Origin of the sequence: Streptomyces sp. NPDC015139, assembly GCF_043079785.1 — a bacterium.
In the GTDB taxonomy this organism is placed as follows: domain Bacteria; phylum Actinomycetota; class Actinomycetes; order Streptomycetales; family Streptomycetaceae; genus Streptomyces; species Streptomyces albidocamelliae.
In genome coordinates this window covers 105780-128373 of record NZ_JBIBUW010000007.1, presented here as the reverse complement: position 1 = coordinate 128373, position 22594 = coordinate 105780, and the positions used below count along the sequence as shown (strand labels likewise).

Annotated in this window: 16 protein-coding genes, 1 tRNA gene and 1 pseudogene; 9 read left to right on the top strand and 9 right to left on the bottom strand. The window is 73.8% G+C overall.

From position 1 onward, the window contains the following. Positions 1-91: 91 nt before the first annotated feature. Positions 92-292 (bottom strand): annotated as a pseudogene (locus ACF08B_RS20535) (YdcF family protein); the annotation flags it as partial. A gap of 18 nt (positions 293-310) precedes the next feature. Here ACF08B_RS20535 and ACF08B_RS20530 point away from each other — a divergent pair. Beyond that, the gene (locus tag ACF08B_RS20530; RefSeq protein WP_392318659.1) at positions 311-1444 is read left to right on the top strand and encodes a tyrosine-type recombinase/integrase; all 1134 of its coding nucleotides are present in this window, start codon (positions 311-313) and stop codon (positions 1442-1444) included. Between the two features lie 184 nt (positions 1445-1628). Here ACF08B_RS20530 and ACF08B_RS20525 read toward each other — a convergent pair. Then, positions 1629-1704: transfer RNA gene (locus tag ACF08B_RS20525), tRNA-Arg, on the bottom strand. A 320-nt stretch (positions 1705-2024) separates the two neighbouring features. On the opposite strand from ACF08B_RS20525, the gene ACF08B_RS20520 reads away from it, so the two are divergent. The 5 genes from ACF08B_RS20520 (at position 2025) to ACF08B_RS20500 (ending at position 9899) form a co-directional block, all read left to right on the top strand. Further along, positions 2025-3638 (top strand): dynamin family protein, encoded by a 1614-nt coding sequence (locus tag ACF08B_RS20520; RefSeq protein ID WP_392318658.1) that lies wholly within the window; start codon positions 2025-2027, stop codon positions 3636-3638. Between the two features lie 957 nt (positions 3639-4595). Then, positions 4596-6866 carry a GTPase gene (locus tag ACF08B_RS20515; RefSeq protein WP_392318907.1) on the top strand — a complete coding sequence of 757 codons (2271 nt, stop codon included), beginning with the start codon at positions 4596-4598 and terminating at the stop codon, positions 6864-6866. Between the two features lie 339 nt (positions 6867-7205). Then, entirely contained in the window at positions 7206-7685 is a 480-nt protein-coding gene (locus ACF08B_RS20510; protein ID WP_392318657.1) for a single-stranded DNA-binding protein, read from the top strand. A 289-nt stretch (positions 7686-7974) separates the two neighbouring features. Beyond that, the gene (locus tag ACF08B_RS20505; protein WP_392318656.1) at positions 7975-9330 is read left to right on the top strand and encodes a Cys-Gln thioester bond-forming surface protein; all 1356 of its coding nucleotides are present in this window, start codon (positions 7975-7977) and stop codon (positions 9328-9330) included. Between the two features lie 107 nt (positions 9331-9437). Continuing rightward, entirely contained in the window at positions 9438-9899 is a 462-nt protein-coding gene (locus ACF08B_RS20500) for a DUF2871 domain-containing protein (RefSeq protein ID WP_392318655.1), read from the top strand. Positions 9900-9923: 24 nt separating this feature from the next. Here ACF08B_RS20500 and ACF08B_RS20495 read toward each other — a convergent pair whose 3' ends face one another. The 4 genes from ACF08B_RS20495 to ACF08B_RS20480 form a co-directional block, all read right to left on the bottom strand. Next, positions 9924-11177 carry a VWA domain-containing protein gene (locus ACF08B_RS20495; RefSeq protein WP_392318654.1) on the bottom strand — a complete coding sequence of 418 codons (1254 nt, stop codon included), beginning with the start codon at positions 11175-11177 and terminating at the stop codon, positions 9924-9926. A gap of 367 nt (positions 11178-11544) precedes the next feature. After that, positions 11545-12054 carry a hypothetical protein gene (locus ACF08B_RS20490; protein WP_392318653.1) on the bottom strand — a complete coding sequence of 170 codons (510 nt, stop codon included), beginning with the start codon at positions 12052-12054 and terminating at the stop codon, positions 11545-11547. Beyond that, positions 12051-12242 (bottom strand): hypothetical protein, encoded by a 192-nt coding sequence (locus tag ACF08B_RS20485; protein ID WP_392318652.1) that lies wholly within the window; start codon positions 12240-12242, stop codon positions 12051-12053. The genes ACF08B_RS20490 and ACF08B_RS20485 overlap by 4 nt, the downstream gene beginning before the upstream one ends. Further along, positions 12236-12367 (bottom strand): hypothetical protein, encoded by a 132-nt coding sequence (locus ACF08B_RS20480; protein ID WP_392318651.1) that lies wholly within the window; start codon positions 12365-12367, stop codon positions 12236-12238. The genes ACF08B_RS20485 and ACF08B_RS20480 overlap by 7 nt, the downstream gene beginning before the upstream one ends. A gap of 274 nt (positions 12368-12641) precedes the next feature. Between ACF08B_RS20480 and ettA the strand changes: the two genes are divergently transcribed. From ettA to ACF08B_RS20465, 3 genes are read left to right on the top strand one after another with little or no spacing between them, the layout of a single operon-like run. Beyond that, the gene (gene ettA, locus ACF08B_RS20475; protein WP_392318650.1) at positions 12642-14306 is read left to right on the top strand and encodes an energy-dependent translational throttle protein EttA; all 1665 of its coding nucleotides are present in this window, start codon (positions 12642-12644) and stop codon (positions 14304-14306) included. Positions 14307-14312: 6 nt separating this feature from the next. Further along, the gene (locus ACF08B_RS20470) at positions 14313-14735 is read left to right on the top strand and encodes an acyl-CoA thioesterase (protein WP_392318649.1); all 423 of its coding nucleotides are present in this window, start codon (positions 14313-14315) and stop codon (positions 14733-14735) included. Beyond that, a complete protein-coding gene (locus tag ACF08B_RS20465) occupies positions 14732-15409 on the top strand; it encodes a hypothetical protein (RefSeq protein ID WP_392318648.1) in 678 nt (225 codons plus the stop codon). Before ACF08B_RS20470 ends, ACF08B_RS20465 begins: the two co-directional genes overlap by 4 nt. A 17-nt stretch (positions 15410-15426) precedes the next feature. Here the strand turns inward: ACF08B_RS20465 and ACF08B_RS20460 are convergent, their stop codons facing one another. The 3 genes from ACF08B_RS20460 to ACF08B_RS20450 all read right to left on the bottom strand — a co-directional run bounded on the left by ACF08B_RS20460 (position 15427) and on the right by ACF08B_RS20450 (position 22580). Beyond that, entirely contained in the window at positions 15427-16410 is a 984-nt protein-coding gene (locus ACF08B_RS20460; protein WP_392318647.1) for an ABC transporter ATP-binding protein, read from the bottom strand. Positions 16411-16519: 109 nt separating this feature from the next. Beyond that, on the bottom strand, positions 16520-19243 hold the full coding sequence (locus tag ACF08B_RS20455; protein WP_392318646.1) for an FtsX-like permease family protein: 2724 nt from the start codon (positions 19241-19243) through the stop codon (positions 16520-16522). Position 19244: 1 nt separating this feature from the next. Then, positions 19245-22580 (bottom strand): FtsX-like permease family protein, encoded by a 3336-nt coding sequence (locus tag ACF08B_RS20450; RefSeq protein WP_392318645.1) that lies wholly within the window; start codon positions 22578-22580, stop codon positions 19245-19247. Positions 22581-22594: the final 14 nt, after the last annotated feature.

The following is a 22594-nucleotide window of genomic DNA, read 5'->3' as shown; positions in this document are numbered from 1 at the left end:
GGACAACCCCAACGCCCGAGGGATGGGGAGCCCAGAAGGGCACGGGCCCGTCGGCCTCCGCTTTAGGAGCGAGGTTGGGCCAGTGCTGCTCTGCCCTGGAGAGCCGGATGTTCTCACCAGTGTTGCGAGCGTGGGTCTCCACCAGGATCGCCGAACCAGGGACACCGAGTTCGATGGCTCGCTCTCGATAGTGAACGGCCTCACCCCTCGGCATACGTTCGCGGGTTGTCGGGCTGGTGGCTCCGGTGAACAGAAGCAAGCGAGCCATGCCACGCTTGTACAGATCCACCGCACGTTCGCTGTCGAGTACGTGGATGCCCGCTGGGCCCAACTCGGCGGCAACAGCCGGAAGAACGTCGCCAAGGCCCTGACGGCGACCACCGTGGCGCTGCTCCGGACGCAGCCCGCCCAGTTCGAGCCGGCGGCCGTGCGCACCGCTCTGCGTGAGTGGGGGTTCAACGCGAACCGCCGGGCGCAGGCCCCACGGGACGTGGTGAACATCCTCAGGTGGGTCGAGCGGCATTCCCTGCCGGTCTCGGCCTGGGAGGACCCGGAGACGGTCGACCAGGTCCTCCGTGCCATCGACACGCGCCTGGACGGAAAGCAGGCGGCGGCCTGGTCGCGGAAGCGCAACCGGCGAATCCTCAACGTCGTCATGAAGCACGCCGTCAGGCGGCGCATCCTCCGGGCCGGCCCCCTGCCCAAGGGGAAGGAGACGACGGCCGCCACCAAGACCACCAGCGCCGTGGACAAGCGGTCCCTGCTGAATCCTGAGCAGGCGGCGGCGATCCTCGACTGGATCCGGCGCCGGCCGCGCGGGGGCAAGAGGCTGCACGCGTTCTTCGCGACGCTGTACTACTGCGGTCCGCGGCCCGAAGAAGCCGTGGCCATGCGCGTGGAGGACGTGACGCTGCCGCACCCCGACGCCGAGGATCAGTGGTGCGAACTGCTGTTCCACACGGCCACACCAGAGGTCGGGAAGCAGTGGACGGACACGGGGGAGATCCACGAACAGCGCGATCTGAAGGGCCGTGCCGAGGGAGAGACGCGTACGGTGCCGGGGCATCCCGCTCTGACGCGCGTCCTGCGGCAACACATCCTCGACGAGCACCTCCAACCGGGTGATCTTCTCTTCCAAGGTGAGACCGGTGGCATCCTGGCCGGCTCCGTCATCCGCCGGGCTTGGCGCAGTGCCCGCCAGGCCGTGTTGCCGACGCACGTCTTCGAATCGCCGACCGGGCGGCGTGTGTACGACAACCGGAACACGCGGTTGACGAAGTGGCTCAACGACGGGATTCCGCCCGCTCAGGTGGCGGAGCGGGCCGGGAACAGCGTCGCCGTCCTTCTGGCCACTTACGCGCGGTGCGTCGACGGTCAGCTGCCCGATCTGAAGCGGCGGCTGGAGGCTGCGGGGGATCTCCCTGGGGCGCCCGACGGCGGCTGACCCGGCCCGGCCGGCCCCCGAGGACTTCGACACGTATTCGACACGGCCACCCGCGAAAACCCGGTGACAGCCGGACAGCCCCGGAGTCTCGCCCTGATCATCAAGGGTGGGCCCGGGGCTTCGGCGTGTCGCGCGTCACCCATTCCGAGCAGCAAAAACGCCCTCCCAGAGGGAGGGCGGAGACTGGCGCCCCCGGCAGGACTCGAACCTGCGGCCAAGCGCTTAGAAGGCGCCTGCTCTATCCACTGAGCTACGGGGGCCGGTGTGGTGGCCTCGTACCTGGTGCCCCGGTGAGGGCTGATCCGTGACGTTGCCGGGGACAAGGATAGGGCTCCCGGTTCCTTGACCCTGCCGCTTCGCCTCCGTGACTTGATGTGGAGGTTCGGTGAAGCGGTCCTGATAATCGCAGGCAGGTACGAATCGTGCACCGCTTTTGGCGCGGGACGCACCGGGTGTTGTGCACTCGTTATGCCTGGACTGGGCCCGTGTCCCGGTCATCCCTTGTGCCTGATCTGTCCCGTCGGCGCGCAGACATGTCTATATGCTTCAGAATTCCCCTAAAATTGGGCATTCTTCGCATGTGGTGACCTTGGACGTACGGCCTCAGCTGCTCGACACACTTTCCGCTCTGCGCGACCGTGTCGCCGCCGCACGCTTTCCGCTGCCCCTGGCCGGAGCGCCACGCGCGCGTGCCAACCGCGACGAGTTGCTCGCACAGCTCGACGACTACCTGCTACCCCGGCTCCGGGAGCCCGCCGCACCGCTCCTCGCGGTCGTCGGCGGCTCCACCGGCGCCGGCAAGTCGACGCTCGTCAACTCGCTCGTCGGACGCCGCGTGAGCGAGGCGGGCGTGCTGCGGCCGACGACCCGGACGCCGGTGCTCGTCTGCCACCCGGAGGATCATCACTGGTTCAGCGGCGTGCGCGTGCTGCCCGATCTGGCGCGCGTGTGGGAGCCGCTCCGGGAGGTCTCGGACGACCTCGCGCTGCCCGGCCAGGACGCCGGGCGCGGACGCGTCCTGCGTATCGAGACCGCCGACAGCCTCCCGCCCGGCATCGCCCTCCTCGACGCACCGGACGTCGACTCCCTGTTGTCCGACAGCCGTAGGCTCGCCGCCGAACTGATCTGCGCCGCCGACGTGTGGATCATGGTGACCACGGCCGCCCGCTACGCCGACGCCGTCCCCTGGCACCTGCTGCGCACCGCCAAGGAGTACGACGTCACCCTGATCACCGTGCTGGACCGGGTGCCGCACCAGGTGGTCTCGGAGGTCTCCCGGCAGTACGGTGCCCTGCTCACCAAGGCAGGTCTCGGGGACGTGCCCCGGTTCACCGTGCCCGAGCTGCCCGAGTCCGCCTGGGGCGCGGGGCTGCTGCCCGGCACCGCCGTCGCGGCCCTGCGCACGTGGCTCGTGCACCACGCCCAGGACTCCACCGCCCGGCAGCAGGTCATGGCCCGGACGATCCATGGCGTGCTCGACTCGCTCAAGCCCCGCATGTCCGAGCTGGCCAGTGCCGCCGCCGCGCAGTACGCGGCCGCCCTGCGGCTCACCTCCGCGGTGGACGCCGCCTACGACAACGAGCAGGCACGCGTGCGCGGCCGTCTCCAGTCCGGCGCCGTGCTCGCCGGGGACGCCCTCAAGCGCTGGCGCGCCTTCCCGCTGGACTGCACGGCCGGGGAACTCCTCGACGCCCTCGTGGAGAGCCTGGCCGCGCTGCTGCTGTGCTCCGTCACCGCCGCCGACGAGCGCGTCGACGAGGCCTGGCGTCGTGAACCCGCCGCGAGCGCCCCGGGACTCACCGGCCGCGACCCCTCCGTGGAGCGCGCCGAGCACCGTATCGGGCTCGCCGTACGGCGCTGGCGGCGCGAGCTGGAGGAGCACGCGGAGGAAGAAGTGCGTCATCTGGAACGTACGGCCGCGCCCGACGCGGAGGTCGTCGCCGCCGTGGTCGCCACCGCGCTGCTCGGCGGGCGCCGGGCCCGCAACGCCGGCGAGGGGCTGGCCGAGCGGCTCGGGGCGCACGGCGCCCTGCGCCTGCGCGACCGGGCCGGGCGGTTGCTCACGGAGCACGTGGACCGAGTCATGCACGCCGAACGCGAGCGGCGCCTCGCGCCACTCGACGCCCTGGACGTCCGGGCGGAGCCGCAGGCCGAGCTCATCGCCGCGCTGTCCGTACTGCAGAAGGAGAGGTGACCGGTGACCGCCGTCACTGATCAGGACCACACGGAGCACACCGACCACATGGGGCGCATGGAGCACGGCGACGACAGGGGACCCGTGCAGCGCAACGGTCACCCGGGCCACGGTCAGCCCGGCAACGGCCAGCCGAGTCCGGGCACGGTTCCGGCCGCCGGCACCGGAGCCGGACCCGGCGTGGGTTCGCAGGCCGGGCCGGGGAGCGATGCGGGGTCCGGCGAGGCGGGCGACGGGCCGACGGGTTCGGGTGCGAGCGCCGCGGAGGACGTCGGCACGGACGGCAGGGACGGCACCGTCGGGCAGCTCCTGCTGGACGCCGGCAAGGAGGGCACCGGCGAGGGCCCCTCGCGGAATGACCACGGGGATGCCGACGCTGCCCGTCCGCCGAGCGGCGGCCGGGCGGGCTCGGCGGAGGACCGGTCGCCGGACGGCCGTGCCGGTGACCGCCCGGGCTCCGTGCCCCGCGCCGCGGCCGACGCCTCGGCCGCCGCCGTCCGTGAGTGGGAGCGCGGGCAGCACGCGCGCGTGGAGGACGAGAACGGCAACGCGCGCGGTACGGGCGAGAACGCGGCCTCGGTCGGTCCCGCGCGCGGGCACAGTCCCGAGACGGGCATCCGGCCGCGGCTGCTCCCCGCGCCGATGTCCCGCTCCGCCGAGGAGACGCCGAGGCTCCGGCCCACCGGCGAGGTACCGAGGGCCTCCGCCGGTGCCGGCTCGCTCTCGTTCCGGCCCCTGAGGGAGCTGTCCACGCCCCGGCCGACCGACACCGCACCGGCTTCCCGGTCCGCCGACACCGCACCGGCTTCCCGGCTCGCCGAGGACGTTCCGAAGTCGCCGGCCGCAGAGGAAGAACCGGCCGCCGAGGCGGCCCCGGCCGTAAAGCCGCCCGCGGACGAGGCACCCGCCCTCGAGCCCGTCGGAGAGGCACCGGCGCTCACGCCCCCCGGCGAGGCGCTGAAGCCGGGCGCCGGTCCGCAGGCGCCGGAGTCCCCGCTCGCGGGGGAGGCGCCGGACTCCCGGTCCGCCGAGGCGGCGCCGAAGCTCCGGTCCGGCGAAGAGCCGCCGACGTCCGGCAGCACCGACACCGACCAGGGGGCGAAGTCCCGGGCCACCGGCGAAACGCCGAAGTCCGGGGCCGCCGACGAGGAGACGAAGCCCCGGTCCGCCGACGAGGCGCCGGACTCCCCGGCCGCCGGCGAGGAGGCGTCGAACTCCCGGATCGCCGGCAAGGACGCGTCCAAGGCCCCGCTCACCGAGCGGGCGCCGAAATCCCGTCCCGCGCAGGACTCGCGGAAGCCGCGTCGTTCCGAGGACGCGCCGAAGTCGCGGTCCACGGAGACGTCGAAGTCCCGGTCCGTCGAGGAAGCGCCCAAGGCCCGCCCCGCCGCCAAGGAGTCCGCGAAGAAGCGGTCGGCCGACGACGCCTCCGGTAACAGTGCCGCCACCGCCACGACCGTCGATGCCGACGCGGATGCCGAGTCCGAGGAAGCCTGGGACGACGGGCTGATCGCCCGGCGGGTCACGGAGGCCAACGCCGCAGCGCTCGCCGCCGAACGCGCCTCCGCACTGGAGACCCCGAGCCGTGCCCCGGGCAGTCAGGTCCCCACGCCGCTGGCGTACGACGGCCCCCTCCGGTCCCGTCTGGACGCCCTGCGCGAACTCGTCGGCCTCTCCCGCACCCGCCTGGACAGCCGTACCCTCGCCGAGGCGGGCCGTGTCCTGGACGAGGCCGCCGCCCGCCGCAAGCTCTCCGGCAGGCACACCGTCGTAGCCATCGCGGGCGCGACCGGCAGCGGCAAGTCCCAGCTGTTCAACGCCCTGGCCGGAGTCGCCATCTCGGAGACCGGCGTACGGCGCCCGACCACGGCCGCGCCCATCGCGTGCAGCTGGAGCGACGGCGCGGCGGCCCTCATCGACCGGCTGGGCATCCCGGGGCGGCTGCGCCGCCGTCCGCTGCAGAGCCCCGAGGCCGAGGCGCAGCTGCGCGGCCTCGTCCTGGTCGACCTGCCCGACCACGACTCCGCCGCCGTGCAGCACCGCGAACAGGTCGACCGGATCCTCAAGCTGGTCGACGCGGTGATCTGGGTGGTCGACCCCGAGAAGTACGCCGACGCGGTCCTGCACGAGCGCTACCTGCGGCCCATGGCCGGGCACGCGGAGGTCATGTTCGTCGTGCTCAACCAGGTCGACCGGCTGCCCGGGGAGGCCGCCGACCAGGTCCTGGACGACCTGCGGCGGCTGCTGGACGAGGACGGGGTCGCGCTCGGCGAGTACGGCGAACCGGGCGCCACCGTGCTCGCGCTGTCCGCCCTCACCGGTGACGGTGTCGGCGATCTGCGCGAGGCCCTCGGCGAGTTCGTGGCCGAACGCGGTGCGGCGGCCCGCCGGGTCGCGGCCGACGTGGACCTCGCGGCGGCCGAACTGCGGCCCGTCTACGCCACCGGACAGCGCGCCGGCCTCAGCGAGGAGGCACGCGAGGAGTTCGCCGCGCGGCTCGCGGACGCGGTGGGCGCCACCGCGGCGGGCGAGGCCGCCGAGCGCGCCTGGCTGCGCAACGCCAACCGGGCCTGCGGCACACCGTGGCTGCGGCTGTGGCGCTGGTACCAGGGCCGCGGCGAGCCCAACACGGGCCGCATCCAGATCCGTAACCAGGCCGACGAGGAGGCCACCGCCCGCCAGCGGGTGGAGCAGGCGGTCCGCACGGTCTCCGACCGGGCCTCGGCCGGGCTGCCCGTGCCGTGGGCTCAGGCGGTGCGCGAGGCGGCCGTACGCGGGTCGCAGGGACTGTCGGAGGCGCTGGACGAACTGGCGGCCAAGGCCGCGCTGCCGGGCCGGCCGCCGAGGCCGGGCTGGTGGCCGCTCGCGGTGCTGGTCCAGGCGTCGATGACGCTGCTGCAGGTCGTGGGCGGGCTGTGGCTGGTGGGGCAGATCGTCGGGGTCATGGCCCCCAACCTGGGCGTGCCGGTGCTGTTGATGGTCTGCGGGATCGTCGGTGGCCCGCTGGTGGAGTGGGCCTGCCGGATGGCGGCCCGGGCCCCCGCGCGGCGTTACGGCCAGGACGCGGAACGGCGCCTGCGGGAAGCCTCCGCGAGCTGTGGCCGGGCCCGCGTCCTGGACCCGGTGGCGGCGGAACTGCTGCGGTACCGGGAGGTGCGCGAGCAGTACGGGCGCGTCGTGGGGGCCGGCACCGGTGCCGGCGCCGGGGCGGGCGTGGGCGTGGGGTGAGGCGGGCCTCCCGCGGGGAGGCGGTCCTTTTCCCGTCGTGGGCGGTCCCGGACTCTCGGGGTCGCCCACGACCGCGTCCGGGGGTCGGTGAAGAGGTGGCCCGGGGGGCGGTGTCACCCGTGCGAGTGGCGGGCTTTTCCACAGGCGAGGGGCTCGTCCACAGCGCTCGGCGGGCCCGGCCCGGCGGAGGCAGTCTGAGGTCGCGGCGATCGCACGGCGGTCGTACGCACAGGCACGGCAGCCGTACGGGAAGGGCCCGTGCGCGTGTCGGCCGGCCCGGCAGGGACCGGGTGGGTGACCTGTCCGGCCGGGACCGGGCGGGGGAGGGGAGCGAGGACGATGAACGAGACCATCGTGTGCGTGGTGGGCAACGTGGCGACGCCACCGGTGTACCGGGAGCTGCCGACGGGTCCGTCGGCCCGGTTCCGGCTGGCGGCGACCGCCCGCTACTGGGACCGGGAGAAGGGCGTCTGGACGGACGGGCACACCAATTTCTTCACGGTGTGGGCCAACCGGCAGCTCGCGGTCAACGTGGCCGCGTCGGTGGAGGTGGGGCAGCCCCTGCTGATCCAGGGGCGGCTGAAGGTGCGCACGGAAGTGCGTGACGGACAGCAGCAGTGGGCCTCCGCCGACATCGACGCCATGGCGATCGGACACGATCTGTCGCGGGGCACCGCGGTCTTCCACCGTGCGGCCAAACCGGAGTCGGCGGCGACGGCGGCACGACCGGAGCCGAACTGGGAGACACCACCTCCCGCGCCCGCCACGGACGGTACGGCGGCACCACCCGCCGAGCAGGAACCGGCAGCGGTGACATGACGTCAGGGCCGGTTCGGCGCACCGTCGTTCGAGGGCGCGCCATGGGTGGATTTGTCGATAAGCGCAGCTCATGAACCGTATCCGCGATAACGATTGCGGATCGGATCGGCCATCGGATGATCCGACCGGCAGGTGAGGCTCCGTCCGATCCATAGGATGCCGGGCGTGCCCCTAGGGGCTGCCGATTCTGCTGGTGGGACCGTCCCCCACGTTCAACGGGTCCTGCTCGAAGGGGAATTCTGTGCTTGCTGCGCTCGTTGGGTTCTGCCGGTCCACCGGAACGGTCCGTGTGGCCGCCGCCACCGCGGTGTCCGGTCTCGTGGCCGCCGGTGTGCTGTCCGGCGCCGGTACGGCCGTGGCCGACGTCAGCCCGCAGACGCAGGGCGGGGCGGCGGCCACCATCAACGGTCTCAAGGTCTACGGCGAGGCCGTGATACACGCGGACGGCGGCGATCAGCGGGTCGACGCCGGCCTGTTCGAGATGTCCGTGGACGGCGGCGGCACCCTCCAGACGTACTGCGTCGACCTGCACAACCCCACCCAGCGGGACGCCCGGTACCAGGAGACGCCCTGGAGCGGCACCTCGCTGGGCGCCAACAAGGACGCCGGAAAGATCCACTGGATCCTGCAGCACTCCTACCCGCAGGTGAACGATCTCGCCTCGCTCGCCCGGCAGGCGGGAGTCGGCGCCCTCAGCGAGCAGGACGCGGCGGCCGGCACCCAGGTGGCCATCTGGCGGTACTCGGACGGCGCCGCGGTCGACGCCGTCGACCCGCAGGCCGAGAAGCTCGCCGACTACCTGGAGAAGAGCGCCCGGAACAGCGGTGAGCCGCAGGCCTCGCTCACCCTGGACCCGCCCGCGATCTCCGGCCGGCCGGGCGACCTGCTGGGACCGCTGACCGTGCACACCAACGCCGGTGCGGCCACGGTCGTCCCGCCGGTGGACGCGGACACCAGCGGAGTGCGGATCATCGACGCGACCGGCAAGGTCGTCACCTCGGTGCGGGACGGCAGCCGGGTCTACTTCGACATCCCCGAGGACGCGGCGGACGGCACCGCCGACTTGACCCTTCAGGCGTCGACGACCGTGCCGGTCGGCCGGGCCTTCGCCTCCGAGAGCCGCAGCCAGACCCAGATCCTCGCCGGATCCAGCGAGTCCACGGTCTCCGCGACGGCGACGGCCACCTGGGCGGCCAAGGGCGCCGTACCGGCGGTGTCGGCGCGGAAGAACTGCGCCGAGGGCGGGGTCGACATCATCGCGGCCAACAAGGGCGACCAGCCGTTCACCTTCGAGCTGATGGGCGCCGAGCACACCATCCCCGCGGGTGCCTCCCGCACGGTGACCGTCCCGCTCCAGGAGGACCAGGCCTACGACTTCACGGTCACCGGCCCGAACGGCCTCAGTCACCGCTTCACCGGTGTCCTGGACTGCAGGACGCAGGGCACCCTCACGACCCAGAGCGCAGAGGTCCGCAGCCTGCCCAGCCCCGCCACGGTGGGCGGTGCCGCCCCGGACACCACCGACCTGGCCGCCACCGGCGGCTCGGCGATCACCCCGCTGATCGCGGGCGTGGCCATCGGTCTGGTCGTCATCGGCGGTGCGGTACTGGTGCTGCTGCGCAACCGCGAGCAGCCGCTCGACTGACCGGCCCGGCCCGGTCAACGGATCGTTCTCGTAACCCGGTTGATGACCGGGGGGCCCGTGCGCAAGGTTGGGACATCACCGACCAGCGCTCCGGGGGGCGACCAGAGATGAGAAAGATCCTCAACACGGCCCACATCTACATGATCGTCGGGCTGATCAGCGGTCTGTACTACCGCGAGATCACCAAGGCGGAGGACTTCACCGGCGACACCCAGCTCGCCGTCGTGCATACGCATGTCCTCGCTCTCGGCATGCTGTTCTTCCTCATCGTCCTGGCGCTGGAGAAGCTGTTCGCGCTGACGGCGCTCCCGTTGTTCCGCTGGTTCTTCTGGACGTACAACGCCGGCCTGGTGCTGACCGTCGGCACCATGACCCTGCACGGGACGCTGACGGTGCTCGGGCGCTCCAGCGGCGCCGCGACGGCCGGTGTCGCCGGTCTCGGCCACATCCTGCTGACCGTGGGTCTGGTGCTCCTGTTCATCACCCTGGGCAAGCGCATCCCCGCCACCAGGACGGACGTCACGACCGCCGCGCCCGCCCCGGTGGCCGCATCCACCGACGAGCGGTGACACACGCCGCCCGTTCGCCGCGCCCTACCGGATGACTCCGGCCGTGCGCGCGGTGGCGAGCCACTCGGGGAACTCCTTCATGAGGCAGTCGTACAGGTCGTCGTCGGAGCGCGTGAGGGGATGCTGGCCGGCGCCGAAATAGCCGGCATTGTCGACGACCCGGCCGTCGAGGGTGTCCAGGCTGCGCAGGAACCGCATGTTCCGGCCGGGTCCGAACCCGACGAACTGCCAGAAGATCGGCAGGGAGCTGGAGGCGCGCAGCAGTTCCCGGGTCCCTCTGCGGTCGGACGGCTCACCGTCGGTCTGGAAGATCACGAAGGCGGGGTCCGTGGCGCCGCTCGACCGGTAGTGGTCGATGACGGCCTGCATGGCCGGCGCGTAACTGGTACCGCCCCAGTCCAGGCCTCCGTGCAGGCGGTCGATCAGCCCCTGGTACGTGTCCAGACCGATCTCGGTGACGAGGTCGACGCGGTGGGAGAAGAACACCAGGGGCACCCGGCCGTCGTCGTCGAGGTTCGCCGACAGCCCAAGGGCCTGTTCCGCGAGGTGCTGCATGGTGCCGTTGCGGTAGAAGCCGTGCATGCTCGCGGAGTGGTCGAGGACCAGGTAGACGGCCGCACGCCGGCCCATGACACCGGCCTTGTCCAGGGAGACCTGCGCGGCCTTGTAGAGGTTGACGAGCCCCGGTGCCGACTGCTGGACCTTGCTCAGACTGATGGCCGGCGCAGGGACCGCCCCGCCGCCCCCGTTGCCCTGCCGCGGTGCGGCGGGAGGCGCGGGGGCCTCCTCGTCGACCACCACACCGAAGTCCGTGGCCAGTCCCGCAAGCCCGGTGTCCCAGCCCTGGCCGACCGCCCGGACCTTCCACGCGCCCGCACGGCGGTAGATTTCCACCAGCACCGCCGCGGTCTCCCCGTTGAGCAGCGGCGGCGGGACGAAGGCCAGCTGTACGTCACCGCACCGGATGTCCGCCCTCGGGGTGCTGCCCGCATCGAACCGGCCGCCGGGCAGGGAGGGATCGGTGCTGGCGACGATCACGACGCGGTCCACCGAGGCCGGTATCGCGGTCAGGTCCGCGATCATGGTCGCACCCGTGAGGTGGACACCGTCCTGCGCGGGATGGTTGTAGAACACGAGGTCGTCGTCACCGCGCACCTTGCCGTCCTGGGCGAGCAGCACGGCGCAGACGTCGATGCCCACGCGGGCCGCGGTGAGCGTGACGTGGCAGGGTGCTGCCGGCAGCGGGGCGTTGCCACCCTTTGAGAGCGTCGTGGTCATGGCGAGCCTCCTGGTCCCGTGACGTGAGCCGGCGCCCGAAGATGCGGGCGCCGGTCCGGCCGAGCAGCGCGAACAGGGGCATCGGCGTCGACACGCGGTCCCGTACGACCCCCCACCGCACAGGTTCAGCAGGCTATCCGGGGCCGCCACCGGATTCGGGCGCTTTCGCCGAGATCACCGGATGGCCGGCGGCCCCAACTCCGGTCGCCGCTCGTGTGCAGGACGAGCCGTGGGCCGGTACGTGCCGTGTCGGCCTCCTCGCCTTGCTGTTGGCCGTGCGAGCACAGCAATGGCAAGGCACGCCAAGTCACTCGACTTCCCGAACCCAGCTCCCCGAATTGGGTGCCGTGCTCGGCCGGGACTGATCTCAGAACGCCTTCAGGTAGACCCTGGCCTGATCTCCCTTGAGTGCCTGGACGTAGATGTCGATCCACTGCACCTTCTTGCGGCGATCGTCCGTCACGCACGAGGGGCAGACCCCGCCCGAGCGAGCTCCCTTCACCGTCTGCGGCTCGGCCAGCCCGAGGTGCTTGAAGAACTCTCCATCCGGGGCGAAGTCGACCTTCTTCGCCTTCAGCGGCTCGCCGGAAAGAAGGTCCTTCGCGATGCCTTCGACGTTCTTCTCACTGGTGACGAACGAGAGGAGGTAGATGTCCTCCTGAGGGTTGATCTGCACGGCCCCCTTGACCTCGGTTGCACCCCTGGGCGCCTTCACGTTCATGAAGGCCGACGCCTCGGGCGCGCCGGCGTTCTCGTCCCAGTGCGAGGTGCGCCCATCGGTCACGCCGCGATCGTCCGGGTCCGGGCTGGAGCACGCGGCAAGCAAGAGGGTGGCAGCCAGCGCCGCGATGAGGGGGCCGCCTCGTGTGATCGTCACCGGTTCTCCTCGTCGCCGCGGGAGACGTCGCCGCGGGTACCTTCTCGTCCTTGGTCCGGCGGGCTCACTGTCGGTTTCCTGTCGCTGTCCAGGTCGTAGGTATACGTGGAGCTGCTGCCTCGCATGTCGAACTCCTGGGCAAGACCGGTCTTGTGCAGCCGTCCCATCTCGGAGTCCGGGATCACCACGCCTCCCCCGGATGCAGCCGCCGCATCATGCCGGCCGTCCGGTCGGGATCTGCCGCGCCCACGTGCCGCAGCAGTCCCGGCACGTCGCCGTCGGCGTACACCAGCAGTCCCGTCCTGGCTCCCACAGCCACTCCCCCGAGCGCTGCCCTTGACGGACGCACCCCAGCTGCACGCACTTACAGAGGGAGCGGGCTGCCGAGCCAGGCCGTTCCCGGGCCGTGCGAGGGCGAGCGAGGGCGACCGGTGGTGACCGGCAGTGACCGGCGGGCCTCCAGGCGGCCCCGGCGAAGCCCCAGGTCAGGGCGGCCGGACTGATCGGGTTTCCATCCAGGGGTGGCGGTCAGGCAAGATGGGGTGTATCTGCCCACTGCCAGATTTCAAGCTGCCGGACGGTTTCTCTTGGCTGAGTACATCTACACCATGCGCAAGGCGCGCAAAGCGCACGGCGACAAAGTGATCCTCGACGACGTCACCCTGAGCTTCCTGCCGGGGGCGAAGATCGGCGTCGTCGGGCCGAACGGCGCGGGTAAGTCGACCGTCCTGCAGATCATGGCGGGACTGCAGCAGCCGTCCAACGGTGACGCCTTCCTGTCGCCGGGCTACAGCGTGGGCATCCTGCTGCAGGAGCCCCCGCTGAACGACTCGAAGACCGTCCTGGAGAACGTCCAGGAGGGTGTCGCCGAGGTCAAGGGCAAGCTCGACCGGTTCAACGAGATCGCCGAGCTGATGGCGACCGACTACTCCGACGCGCTGCTCGACGAGATGGGCAAGCTGCAGGAGGAGCTGGACCACGCCAACGCCTGGGACCTCGACGCCCAGCTGGAGCAGGCCATGGACGCCCTGGGCTGCCCGCCCGGCGACTGGCCCGTCACCAACCTCTCCGGTGGTGAGAAGCGCCGCGTCGCGCTGTGCAAGCTGCTGCTCGAGGCGCCCGACCTGCTGCTCCTCGACGAGCCCACCAACCACCTCGACGCCGAGTCGGTGAACTGGCTGGAGCAGCACCTGGCCAAGTACGCGGGCACCGTCGTGGCGATCACCCACGACCGGTACTTCCTGGACAACGTGGCCCAGTGGATCCTCGAGCTCGACCGCGGCCGCGCCTACCCGTACGAGGGCAACTACTCCACGTACCTGGAGACCAAGGCCACCCGTCTCAAGGTCGAGGGCCAGAAGGACGCCAAGCGGCAGAAGCGGCTCAAGGAAGAGCTGGAGTGGGTGCGGTCGAACGCCAAGGGGCGCCAGGCCAAGTCCAAGGCCCGTCTCGCCCGCTACGAGGAGATGGCGGCAGAGGCCGACAAGATGCGGAAGCTGGACTTCGAGGAGATCCAGATCCCGCCGGGCCCGCGTCTGGGCAACGTGGTCGTCGAGGTCGACAAGCTGAACAAGGCCTTCGGTGAGAAGATCCTCGTCGACGGCCTCAGCTTCACGCTGCCGCGCAACGGCATCGTGGGCGTCATCGGCCCGAACGGCGCCGGCAAGACGACCCTGTTCAAGATGATCCAGGGTCTGGAGACGCCGGACTCCGGTGACATCAAGGTCGGCGAGACCGTCAAGATCTCCTACGTCGACCAGAGCCGCGAGAACCTCGACCCGAAGAAGACGCTGTGGGAGGTCGTGTCCGACGGGCTCGACTACATCAACGTCGGCCAGGTCGAGATGCCGAGCCGGGCGTACGTGTCCGCCTTCGGCTTCAAGGGCCCGGACCAGCAGAAGCCGACCGGCGTCCTGTCCGGTGGTGAGCGCAACCGCCTCAACCTGGCGCTGACCCTCAAGCAGGGCGGCAACCTGCTGCTCCTCGACGAGCCCACCAACGACCTCGACGTCGAGACGCTCTCCAGCCTGGAGAACGCCCTGCTGGACTTCCCCGGCTGCGCCGTCGTCGTCTCCCACGACCGGTGGTTCCTGGACCGGGTCGCCACCCACATCCTCGCCTACGAGGGTGAGTCGCGGTGGTTCTGGTTCGAGGGCAACTTCGAGTCGTACGAGAAGAACAAGATCGAGCGACTCGGTGCCGACGCCGCGCGTCCGCACCGCGCCACCTACAAGAAGCTGACCCGGGGCTGATCGATCTTGCGGCACGTCTATCGCTGTCCACTGCGCTGGTCGGACATGGACGCCTACGGCCATGTCAACAACGCGGTCTTCATCCGGTACCTGGAGGAAGCCCGCATCAACTTCCTGTTCCGCCCGGACAAGGAGTTCAAGCAGGGGTCCGTGGTGGCGCGCCATGAGATCGACTACAAGATGCAGCTCGTCCACCGGCACGAACCCGTGGACATCGAGCTGTGGATCACCGAGATCAGGGCCGCGTCCTTCACCATCGCCTACGAGGTGAAGGACGACGACCAGGTCTACGTGCGGGCCTCGACGGTCGTCGTACCGTTCGACTTCGAGACCCAGCGGCCGCGCCGGATCACCGCCGAGGAACGCGAGTTCCTCCAGGAGTACACGGACGGGGCCGCCAAGCCCGGAGAGAAGGCCGTCGCCGCATGACGGTGCTGCACCTCGCCGACGAGACGGAGGCGGCGGACCTCGCCGCCTTCCTCACCCGGCTGCTGCGCTACGACCGCGGAGCCGCGGTGCGCCTCCAGGCGGCCGGTACGGCACTCGCCGTCTTCGGGCGGCCGCCGTCGTTCGAGGTGCTGACGGTCCGCGCGGTCCGGCTGGCGAAGCCGTACGAGGACGGGCTCGACGTCACCCTCGACGTGACCGTCTCCGCCGGTGAGTTCCTGGAGTCCGTCGACGAGCGCGCGGCCACGGCCGCCGTTCCGGGCGCGGTCACCGGTCCGCCGTGGTCCGGTGTGCTGCCGCCCCGCGGCGGCTGGCAGCCCGAGCCCGGGCTGCCGGCCCCGGACGCGCTGCGGGCGACCGTCGCCGCGGCGGTCTCCGAGTTCCGGTCGCGCACGGAGGAGCTGGCGCCCGAGGGTCGTACCCGTGCCGAGCTGGACCGGATCGGCCGGGACATCTGGTCCCGCGAGGTCGGGGGCACCCGGCTGCCGGTGCGGGCCGTGCACGCGGCGCAGTCCCTGGGCTTCCTGCGGTCAGGAACCGGGGCGGAGGACACCGGGTTGTTCTCCTCGGGGGCGTGGCTCAGGCTGCGTACGCCGTACGGTTCCGTCGCCGTCCGCCGCGCGGGTCTCGGCTCGCTGGGCGTCAGCGTGCGCTGAGCGGGCGCGTCCCCCGGTCACCCGACGGCATCCCCCGCCCCGCCGGCGGATCGGCGCGTGTCGTCCGGCCATACCCCGATGTGGTCGGCCTCCAGTTCCAGGGCCACGCGCTCGCGCATGTCCAGGGCGCGGAGGTAGTCGGCGGGCAGTTGCAGCCGGCCCGCCCGGTCGAGCATGGCGTACTCGCGGGCGACGACCGTCTCGTGGCCGGTCGTGGCGTCGATCTCGCTGCGGCGCAGCACCTCGGTGGAGGTGCGGCCGTCGCGGATGGCGACCGTGCGGCGGACCTCGCCCGCCACCGCCTGGTCGTGGGTGACGATGACGATCGTCGTGCCGAGGGTCTCGTTGGCCGTGCGGAACGCCTCGAAGATCCGCGCGGCCGTCTGGGAGTCGAGTTCGCCGGTGGGTTCGTCCGCGAGCAGGACCGAGGGCCCGCCCGCCAGGGCCACGGCGATGGCGACGCGCTGCTGCTGACCGCCGGACAGCTCGCGCGGGTGCCGGTCGCGGCAGTCGGCCACGTGCAGCAACTCCAGCAGTTCCAGGGCCCGTTCGGCGCGGGCGCGCCGGCCCCTGCGGGTGCCGGAGAGCTGGAGGGGGAGGGCGACGTTCTGGGCCGCGGTGAGATAGGGGAGCAGATTGCGGGAGGTCTGCTGCCAGACGAAGCCGACGACCTCGCGGCGGTAGGCGAGGCGGTCGCGGGCGGTCATGGTGAGCAGGTCGCGGCCGGCGACCCGGGCGGCTCCGGCGGTCGGGGTGTCCAGGCCCGCGAGGATGTTCATCAGCGTGGACTTGCCGCTGCCGGACGCGCCGACCAGGGCCATCAACTCGCCCTCGTGGACGAGGAGATCGAGACCCTGGAGGGCCTGGACCTCGACGCCGTCCGCGGTGAAGACGCGGACCAGGCGGTCGCAGGTGATCAGGGCGTCGTGGCCGTAGACCGGGCGGTCCCTGGCCTCGGTGACGCGGTTCGCCAGCTCGGAGAGGCTCGGGTTCGCCGTCATGGGGTCTCCTGCGTTCCGTGGGTGCGGGGCGCGGTCCGGTGGCTGGCCCTCCGCCGTGTCCGGCCGTGCCCGCGCGGTCCGTGCCCGCGTGGTCCGTGTCCGCCCTTGTTCATCCCGGCTCCCCCGCCCGCAGCTCGCGTACCGAGCCCTGTCGGCCCGTCCACCACGCCTGGAGGGCCGCCACGGTCACCGACGCGACCAGGACCAGCAGCGCCGGGACCGTCAGGGACCAGGCGTCGGCGTGCAGCTCGGCCTCGGTGAGCGGTGTCCGGGCCGAGGGCAGGGCGATGGCCGTGAGGTCGATGCCGGGGGAGAGGAGACGGATGGCGGACCAGCCGGTCAGGACGCCGCCGAGCGCGGCGAGCAGGGCCTGCGGCAGGGACTCCAGCACGAGCAGCCGGCGGCCCTGGGCGCGGGTGAGGCCCATCGTGCGCAGCCGGGCGAGGAGCGCGGCCCGTTCGGGTGCCGCGCGCAGCAGGCCCAGGAGCAGCGCGAGGACCGCGAAGCCGGCGCCGGCCGCCACCGCCGCCGTGTAGACGTGGACGGCACCGGTCTGGAGGGGCGAGTCGGCGTAGCGGGCGCGTTCCTCGGCGCGGACGTGGATTCCGGCCGAGCCGCCGACGGCGTGCCGCAGCGCGGCCGTGTCCAGGTGCGCGCCGGTCACCAGCAGGGCCGTGGGACGGTTCGCCGGGTCGGCGAGCCCGGCGCGGTCCACGACGAGGAAGTCACCGCCGGAGACGGCCGGGGTGCGGTCGCGGACCAGCACGATGCGCACGGTGACCGCACTGCCGTCCTCCAGCCGGACCAGGAAGGGACGCCGGGTGCCGTACGCCGACGCGACCGACGGGGAGGCCACCGCGGGCAGCGTGCCCGTGCGGCCCGCCAGCCGGCCGGCGGGTACGGCGCCGAGTCCGGTGCGGGCGGTCAACTCCCCGTAGGAGCGCGGGTCGGCGCCCACCAGCGGTACCGAATCCTGGCCGTCCTCCGGCTTGGCCTGGTAGTCGATGCTGACCGGGGCCACCGCCCGCACCCCGGGCACGGCCCGCACCCGGCCGGGGGCGGTGGCCGGGAGCGGGCCGTCGGCGTCCGCGCGGGCGTCGGCGCCGACCGTGAGGAGCGCCGCACGGTCGCGGGCGTCGGCCACGCCCGCCAGCACCGAGCCGCCGAAGGCCGCCGTGGTGAGCGCGGTCAGCAGGGCCAGCAGCGGCAGGACCGCGGAGGCCGAGGTGCGGCCCGCCCTGGCCAGCGAGAGGTGGCCCACCGCGCCGCGCAGCCGCCCCGCCGGACCGGTGAGCCGGCGCAGCAGCAGGGGGTACAGACGGAGCAGCACCAGGGCCGCGACGACGCCGATCAGCACCGGCGCCACGGCCATCAGCTGGTCGCCCGAGGTGCCGCGGCGGCGCAGGGCGGCCACGGCGCCGACCGCCAGTACCAGCAGGGTCAGTTCGGCGACGGTACGGCGCCGGGAGGGCCGTACGCCCGCCACGTCCTCGCGCGGGGCGGTGACCCGTACCGTGCGGTGGGCGAGGGCGGCGCGCAGGGGCAGGGCGGCGCAGCCGGTGAGCGTGACGGCCGCGGCGGTGACGGCGGCGGGCCACAGGCGCCCCTCGGGTACCGCCGGCAGGGCCGCCGCCAGGCCGAGCGCGCCCGCCGGTACGGCGACCACGGCGGTCTCGGCCAGCAGCCGCCCGGTGAGTCCGGGCAGGGAGGCGCCGCGGGCGCGGAGCAGGGCGAGTTCGGCGCGGCGCCGGTCGGCGGCCAGGCCGCCCGTCATCAGCAGGACCACGGCGACGACCGTGGCGGTCCCCGCCGCGGCGACGGACACCAGCGGGGAGATGCCGGAGCGCAGCCGGGCGAACAGCGTGAGGGTGTCGTCCAGTTCGGTTGAGACGTCGGTGCCGGAGTCGGTGACGGAGCGGGCGCGGCGCAGCGCGGGCCCCGACTCCAGGGCGGCCACGGCCGACTTCAGCCGGTCCAGGTCATGGGCGCGCAGACCGCGCAGGGCGGGCGCGAGGTACCAGTAGCGGACCGGGTCGGTGCTGGTGCCGAGCAGGGCGGGGGCCGCGTCCTGAGGGAGCAGCAGCGCGCCGCGCCAGTACGTCACCGGGTCCGGGCCGGGGGTCGGCAGGGTCACCAGTTCGGGCGTGCGCAGCAGCGGCTCGGTCGACCAGTAGGCGCCGTCGGGTGCGCGCGGGGCGAGGACGCCGGTGACGCGGACCGCGAGCGGCCTCCGGCCGGGGGCCGGTACGTGGACGACCGAACCGACCTCGATGTTCATGCTCTTCGCGGTGGCGGCGGTCACCGCGGCCTCCACCTCGGCGGTGGCGGAGCCCACGGGGCGGGCGGCGCGCGGCAGCCGGCCGGCGCGGACCCGGGAGTGGCCGGCCAGGCCGCTGGGCGCGACCAGCCGGACACGGGCGGGCAGTCCGGAGGGGCGCGGCAGGAACGGGTCGGGCACCTCCGGGCTGACGGTGGCGGCGACCCCGTACGCGGACTGGGCGCGGTCGACGGTCAGCGGGCCGCCGGCCGCGCCGAGCACCTTTACGTACTGCCGTTCCAGGGCGGCGGCGCGCATCGCCTCGGCCCGCTGCCGGGCCGGCAGACCGAGGTCGGGCTGGGGCGCGGTGACGCGGACGGTGGTGTGCTCCGGGCGGGCCTGCCGCAGCGCGGTCCGCAGGCCCGCGTCCTCGTACCGGTCGACGGCGCGCGGGTAGGCGCCGGCCAGGCACGCGGTCAGGGCGACCAGCAGCGCGAGCGCGGCGGCGGCACCGGGCGCGGCCCGCAGCCGGGTCCGTACCCACGGGGCCACCGGGCGGGGCGCCGGTCGGCTCATCTCACTCACCTCCCGGTACGCGCAGGTCCCGCGCCGGGTCCGCGCGGCGCAGGGCGGTCACCGCCGCCACGGCGAGCGGGGCCGCCGCGACGCCGGCGAGCAGCAGCACCACCTGTCCGGCGGGGAGCCGGACGAGGACGTCCGGTACGGGCCGGGCGGCCTCGCCGGTCAGGACGATCAACGGCAGTACGGCACGGGCCAGTACGGTGCCCAGGCCGAGGCCCACCGCGAGCGCCAGGCCCACCAGCACGGCCTGTTCGGCGGCGACCGTCCGGGCCAGTTGGCCGCGTGGCGCCCCGAGGGCCCGCAGCACCGCGAACTCCGGGCGGCGGGCCCGCCGGGCCCCGGCCGCGCCGACCGCGAAGCCGACCGCGGCGAGCGCCGCCGCCACCACGGCCGCGGCCGTGAACGCGGCCGCGGGGCCCGCGCCGAACGGGTCGTCGCGCAGTTCGGCGGCGATCTCGTCGCGCACCACCACCTGTCCCGGGCCGACGTCCGGCAGGTTCCGTACGGTGGCGGCGACCCGCGCGGCGTCGCGGGGTGCGGTGGTGAGCCACCATTCGGTGGGCGGCACGCTCTCGCCGTACCGGGCCTGGAGCACCTGGTTCACGGCGCGCAGGTCGAGCAGCACGGCACCGCCGTCGCGGGCACCGGTGTCGGCCGGGTCGGCGGTGGCGGGCAGCGCCCGTACCGCGCGGACGATCCGCACCGGCAGCGTCCGGTCGCCGACGGTCAGGTCGACCCGCTGGCCGGGGCGGGCGTTCGCCGAGGCCAGGTAGCGGTCGGTGGCGACGGCGCGGACCTCGGCCGGTGCGGGCTGGGTGGCCCGGAACCGGACGGTCAGCGAGGCGACGGTCCAGATGTCCGCGTCGGGGAGGTAGCCGGTGCTGTACGTGAAGGTCGGCGGCCGGGTGCCGGTGACCCGGGGGCGGGTGGGGCTGGTCGCCGCGCTGGGTACGGCGGCACCGCCCGCCCGGGCGTCGGTGGTCCACTGGGCGGGGAGCGCGAGCCGGTGCTCCCGGCCGTCGCGGCCGGCCGCGGTCAGTCCGCCGAGGGTGAGCCGGTGCCGCTCGGCACGGTCGGCGGGCTGCGCCAGGTCCAGCCGGAGCCCGGTGAGGGTCAGCGGGCCGGCCGGGGCGCCGAGGCCGAGGGTCAGGGTGTGCTCGCGTCCGTCGGCGGGGAGCTGACCGAACGGCACCTGGTACGGCACTCCGTACCGGTCCGTCAGCGTCACCGTCACCTCGGTGGCGGTGCCCGGCCCGGTGGAGCTGTGCAGGCGCGCGGTCAGCCGCAGCCGGGCGGTGCCCGCGGGGACCGGGGTTCCGGCGGGGGATCCGCGGGGGGCGAGGCCGGCCAGCATCGGCCGGACCGGCCGGTCCGCCAGGTCGGGGCGCATCAGCACGGCATCCGCCGCGTGCCGGGTGTCCAGGGCCAGTACGGCCGCCGTGCGGTCGCCGGACAGCGGCTGGGAGACCCGGACGGCCGGGGCGGCCTCGCGGACGTGCGGCAGGCCGGCGTACAGGTCGGTGCGGCCGAGCCCGCCCTCGCCCGCGGAGAACACCCGCACCGGCACACCGGCGCGGAAGTCGGCCTGGTCGTCCTGCGAGCGGTCCCAGGAGGCGGCCTGGCCGACGGCGAGCATGCCGAGCGCGACGGCGAGGACGAGGAGCAGCACCGGGCCGGCACCGCGTGCGGTGCGCCGGCTGAACTGCCAGCCGGCCAGCGCGGCCGGCAGCCCGCGCCCGCCGGCCGCCCACCGCTCGGCGAGCCGGGCCACCGGGGGCAGCAGCCGCAGCGTGAGCACGGTCCCGGCGAGCAGCGCGAGCGCGGGCGCTGCCACCAGCAGCGGGTCGATGCCGAGGGTTCCCGTCCGGTCGGCGGCCACGGCGCCGGAGCCCTGCCGGCCGAGCTGCCAGTAGGCCACCCCGGCGATCGCGAGCAGTCCGAGATCGGCGCCCGCGCGCAGCGGGGCGGGGACGGCCCGGGGCACGGACGCGCGTGCCGTCCGGCGGCGGTACTTCCCGATCGGCGACCACGCCCGGGACGGACCGGGCCGCGTGCGCCGCGCCCGGTCCCGTACCTGCCCCCCGGTACCGGTGACGGCCGGCACGGTGACCGCGAGCGCGCAGCCCAGGGCCACCGCGGCCGCGACCAGCCAGACGGCGGGCCGGCCCGCGGCCGGGAGGTCCAGGCGCAGACCGAGGCGGGCCAGCGGGCCGTGTCCGGCCAGCAGGGCGGTGAGCGGCCCCGCGACCGGCGGGGCGCACACGGCCGCCGGGACCGCGAGGAGCAGGGCCTCGGCGGCGGCGAGGCCGGCGATCCGGGCGCGCCCGGCGCCGCGTGCCCTGAGCAGCCGGGTCTCCTCGGTCCGTTCGGTGCTGAGCAGCCGGGCCACCAGCAGCAGCGCGTACCCGGCGAGCAGGACGAGCAGCAGGGCGACGACGAGCAGCGTGGACCGGGCGACCAGCAGCGAACGGTCCGCCCGGTCCAGGACGTCCGGCAGCGCGGTCTGCGAGACGGTCGTACCGCGCAGGGCCGTGGGGCTGCGCAGGGCCGCGCTGCCCTCCCGGGCGGCGTCGCGCAGCCTGCCGATCCGGGCGGTCGTCACCGACGTGAAGTCCGCCGTCGCCAGCCAGGCCGTCGAACCCGCGCTGATCCGGCCCCCGGTGAGTACGGCGGGGTCGGTGAGCAGCGGGCCGTACGTCGTGAAGCCGGCCTTCTTCACCCCGCGGCCGAGCAGGTCGTCCAGCCGCCAGTACGGCGCGGTCACCGAGGCGGGCCGGTACACGCCGGTGATCCGCACCCGGACCGCCGGGCCGTCCAGCCGGTCGGCCAGGGTGAGCCGGTCGCCGGGCCGCAGCCGCAGGGTGCGGGCGGCGGCCTCCGGGAGCGCCACTTCGGCCGGGTCGGTGGCGGGGCGCGGCAACCGGCCTTCGGTCAGCCGCAGTTGACGCCGGTCCAGGGCGGCGAAGTAGGTCAGGTCGGGGTCGTCGGAGCGGCTCGCGGGCGACCGGGGTGATCGGGGGAGCGCGTACGGCCCCGAGCGGCGCAGGGTCCGTACGGTCACCGGCAGACCGTCGAAGGTCCGTGCGGCGCCCTCGCGTACGGCGGTGTCGGCGGCGGCCCGCTCGCCGGCGGGGACGTCGGCCTTGACGACCAGTGAGGTGTCGGCCGCGTTGCGGGCGTCGGCCAGCACGTGGCGCAGCGACGCGTCGCCGATCGCCCCCGAGTACGCGGTGAGCGTGGCCAGTACCGTGGTGGTCAGCACCACCGTGAGCAACGCGGCACCCAGCAGCAGGCGATGCGCACGCGCGCGTGAGAAGACGAACCCCGTCACCCGGCCCCCGTGTG

Excerpts from the sequence above, each read along its gene's own strand:
- ACF08B_RS20510 (WP_392318657.1), top strand. The coding sequence starts at position 7,206 with ATGAACGAGACCATCGTGTGCGTGGTGGGCAACGTGGCGACGCCACCG.
- ACF08B_RS20500 (WP_392318655.1), top strand. The coding sequence starts at position 9,438 with ATGAGAAAGATCCTCAACACGGCCCACATCTACATGATCGTCGGGCTG.
- ACF08B_RS20495 (WP_392318654.1), bottom strand. The coding sequence starts at position 11,177 with ATGACCACGACGCTCTCAAAGGGTGGCAACGCCCCGCTGCCGGCAGCA.
- ACF08B_RS20465 (WP_392318648.1), top strand. The coding sequence starts at position 14,732 with ATGACGGTGCTGCACCTCGCCGACGAGACGGAGGCGGCGGACCTCGCC.
- ACF08B_RS20460 (WP_392318647.1), bottom strand. The coding sequence starts at position 16,410 with ATGACGGCGAACCCGAGCCTCTCCGAGCTGGCGAACCGCGTCACCGAG.
- ACF08B_RS20455 (WP_392318646.1), bottom strand. The coding sequence starts at position 19,243 with ATGAGCCGACCGGCGCCCCGCCCGGTGGCCCCGTGGGTACGGACCCGG.